This window comes from Streptomyces boncukensis (genome assembly GCF_011045075.1).
GTDB lineage: Bacteria > Actinomycetota > Actinomycetes > Streptomycetales > Streptomycetaceae > Streptomyces > Streptomyces boncukensis.
Window position 1 is genome coordinate 1 of sequence record NZ_JAAKZZ010000645.1, and the last position, 3,579, is coordinate 3,579.

Annotated in this window: 2 protein-coding genes and 1 pseudogene; 2 read left to right on the forward strand and 1 reads right to left on the reverse strand. The window is 75.0% G+C overall.

Annotation, left to right across the window (positions count from 1 at the left end; genetic code table 11):
- On the reverse strand, window positions 1–1,246 hold a 1,246-nt coding region (locus tag G5C65_RS33560), incomplete at its 3' end, for an inorganic phosphate transporter (RefSeq protein ID WP_165302837.1).
- A gap of 286 nt (window positions 1,247–1,532) precedes the next feature.
- Between G5C65_RS33560 and G5C65_RS33565 the strand changes: the two genes are divergently transcribed.
- Together G5C65_RS33565 and G5C65_RS33570 are read left to right on the forward strand one after the other, a co-directional pair.
- Window positions 1,533–2,741, forward strand: coding sequence for an alpha/beta hydrolase (locus tag G5C65_RS33565; protein ID WP_165302838.1), 1,209 nt, complete (start codon window positions 1,533–1,535; stop codon window positions 2,739–2,741).
- Window positions 2,742–2,932: 191 nt separating this feature from the next.
- Window positions 2,933–3,579, forward strand: a pseudogene (locus G5C65_RS33570) (hypothetical protein); the annotation flags it as partial.

Genomic DNA, 3,579 nt, shown 5'->3' on the forward strand with positions numbered 1-3,579 from the left:
GCTGGTCCCCCTCCTGCCGGGCGGGGGGCACCGTGGCGCCCGTCGGCGCGGGCGGCGGGGCGACGGTCTGCAGGGCGGCGGTGACGACTCCGGCGGGCTCGGGCTCCCCGCGGTCGGTTCCCTCGTCCGTGGCGCCCTCGGCGGGCAGGTCGTTGACGTTCGTGTGGTCGACCGGGGCGCGGCGCGAGCAGGCCCAGATGGCGGCACAGCCGGCCACCAGCAGGACGGCGACGGTGGTCACGCCCCAGTCCCCCTGGTCGGCCAGCACGGCTGCCAGGGCGGCGACCAGTCCGGCGGCCGGGAGGGTCAGGGCCCAGCCGATCACCATCCGGCCCGCGGTGCCCCACCGTACGACGCTGCCCTTGCGGCCGAGCCCGGAGCCCATGACGGCGCCCGAGCAGACGTGGGTGGTGGAGAGGGAGAAGCCGATGTGCGAGGAGGCCAGGATGGTGGCAGCGGCGCCGGTCTGCGCCGCGAAGCCCTGCGGGGGCTGGATGTCGGTGAGGCCCTTGCCCATGGTGCGGATGATCCGCCAGCCGCCCAGATAGGTGCCCAGCGCGATGGCGAGGCCCGCCGAGGTGATGACCCACACCGGCGGGTCCGACCCCGGGGCCAGCGCGCCGCCGGCGACCAGCGCGAGAGTGATGACGCCCATCGTCTTCTGCGCGTCATTGGTGCCGTGCGCCAGGGAGACCAGCGCGGCCGAGGTGATCTGGCCCGCGCGGTAGCCCTTGGCGCTCCGCTCCTCGTCGGCGTTGCGCGCCACGCGGTACGTCAGCCGGGTGGCCAGCAGGGAGGCGATACCGGCGACCAGCGGGGCCGCCAGCGCCGGGATGAGGACCTTCATCACGACGACGTCGCCGTTGACGGCGTTGAGGCCGACGGAGGCGACGGTGGCGCCGATGAGGCCGCCCATCAGCGCGTGCGAGGAGCTGGAGGGGAGCCCGGCGAGCCAGGTCAGCAGGTTCCAGATGATCGCGCCGACCAGCCCGGCGAAGATCACTTCGGGTTTGATGCCGGAACCTTCGTCGATGAGCCCCGAGGAGATGGTCTTGGCGACTTCGACGGACAGAAAGGCGCCGACGAGATTCAGGATCGCGGACATCCCGACCGCGACGCGGGGGGCGAGTGCTCCTGTGGAGATGGTGGTGGCCATGGCGTTGGCCGTGTCGTGGAAGCCGTTCGTGAAGTCGAACACCAAGGCCGTGACAATCACGATCCCGATGAGAAGCGTGATGTGTTCCATCCAGTCACCAGGCGCAATCCGTTCGAAGGTCAAGGACGCGGTGAACGTAAAGACAGTGAGTGAACGGAAGGTGAACTGGGACGGGCATCGAAGTGTCGCGGCACGGCGTCTGTTGTGTCCGGCTGATCACGCTCCGTCCCCATGCTCCCGGGCGCTCCTCCGGGACGTCCCCGGGCGCTCCCCGGGGCGCTCCTCGGGGCGCTCCTCGGGAGTATCCGCGGGCGCCCGTCACCCGCATGCCACAGCCCACTGGCCGCGCGCCCGGGGCGGGGCGACAGTGAGGGCGATGCGTCTGCGAACGGCGGCCTTCGCCGCCTCCTCCGTCCTGGGAGCCGGCGCGGCCGCTGTGGCGGCCGGCCGGTACGCCGCAGCCCGTGCGCTGCGCCCGGCGCGCGCCCGGCGCCACGGCGGCCCCCGGCCCGCCGGCTTCGAGGGCCCGCCGCTGACCGTGCACTCCGCGGAGCACGGCAGGGTCGCGCTGACCCGCTCCTTGATGGCCGGCCTCCCCGGAACCTACGGCCTGGCCGGACGCGGCAGCCACGCGGTCGTGGGCCCGGTGCTCGACGCGCCGCCCGGCGAGCGGCCCGAAGAGCCCGGGGCGGCGCCGGACGGGCCCGGGACGGCCGTGGACGCGGAGGGCTCCGTGCACACGGTCGTACGGAAGCTGGAGCGCGTCACCCAGGGGCAGTTGAGCGCGGGGGCCACCGTACGGCTCACCCCGCAGGTGTACACCGGCGACCCGGGATCGGCGCTCGGCATTCCGTTCACCGAGGTCGACATCCCCGGCGAACTCGGCCCGCTCCCCGGCTGGTTCGTGCCCGGCGACCGCGCGGTGTGGGTGCTCACCGTGCACGGCCTGGGCGCCACGCGCGAGCAGCCGATGGCCCTCTTCCCCTTCCTGCGCCGGCAGCGGCTGCCCATTCTCGACATCGCCTACCGAGGCGACCTCGGCGCGCCCCGCCCTCCGGACGGCATCGGGCACCTCGGCGCGTCCGAATGGCGCGACCTGGACGCGGCGATCCGGTACGCCGTCCGCTACGGCGCCCGGCGCGTCGTCCTGTACGGCTGGTCCAGCGGCGCCGCCATGGCCCTGCATGCCGCAGCCAACTCCGCGCTGCGCGACCGGATCAGCGGGCTCGTCCTCGATTCGCCGGTGCTGGACTGGAAGCGCACGCTCGCCGCCCTGGCCGCGTCGCACGGCATCCCGCGCGCCCTGCTGCCGCTCGCCCTGCGCGCGGTGCAGGGGCGCAGCGGGCTCGCGGCCGACCGGTTCGCCGCCGTCCCGGCGCCGGACACGCTCAGCCTCCCGGTGCTGCTGCTGCACGGTCCGGGCGACACCGTCGCCCCCTGGGACAGCTCACGCGCGCTCGCCGCGGAGCGACCGGACCTCGTCACCCTGCACACCGTCCACGACGCCCCGCACGCGGCCATGTGGAACGCCGACCCGGAGGGCTGCGAGGAGGCGTTGCGCCGCTTCCTGACGCCGCTGATGTGAGTCGGGGCGCGAGGTCGTATCCGGCGGATCGTGCGTACATCGTGCGTACCCGGCATCGGCCGTTGTCCGATTGCGGCTCCGGGGCGGCCCCGGACCGGCGGGATCCGCCGGACACGGCCCGGGGCGGGCCGTACGCCCGGGTAAGGCACCCCAGGTTTGGGTTTCCCCGCCGCACCGTGAAGACTGATCCCGTGACGTCGTCCCGTACACCGCGCGACACCCGGCTCAGCCTCGTCCCCCGTCAGCCCGTCGCCGCTGCCCGGCGCACGGTGACCACCCGGCGTGCGGCGAGCACGCCCAGGCCGCCGGACGGCGTGCCCGCGCGCGACCAACTCGCGCGCCAGGCGCGCGCGTCGCTCGTCGACGCCGTGCGGCTGGCCCGCTGGGCGGCCCACGACGGCACCGCACTGCGGACCTTCGCCTCGGTGGAGCGGGCCGCGACCGAGTTGGGCATCCCCGCCCGCCAGGTGCGCACGCACTGGGACCGCGCCCGGCTCGCCGGACTGGTCGAGCTGCACGGCGAGCCGGGCGGCGAGGTGGCGCGCGCGGGCTGGCGGCTGCGTGCCTGGGACCGCGACGACAGCGCGGTGCTGCGCGGCTGGGTCGCCCTGTTCGACGCCTGGTCCCTCGCCTATCCCGCACCCGCGCCGCACGAGCAGGGCCTGGTGGCCGAAATCGTGGAGGCGGTGCCGCAGTTCCTGTCCGTGATGCACCTCTCCGGCGGTCCGGTCACCGTCGCGATGCTGCACGACCTGCTCGCGCAGCGCGTCGCCGAGCTGCGCGCCGGGCGGACGCCGGAGGCTCCGCCCGACGGGGCGGGGCAGGCGCAGGGGCAGCC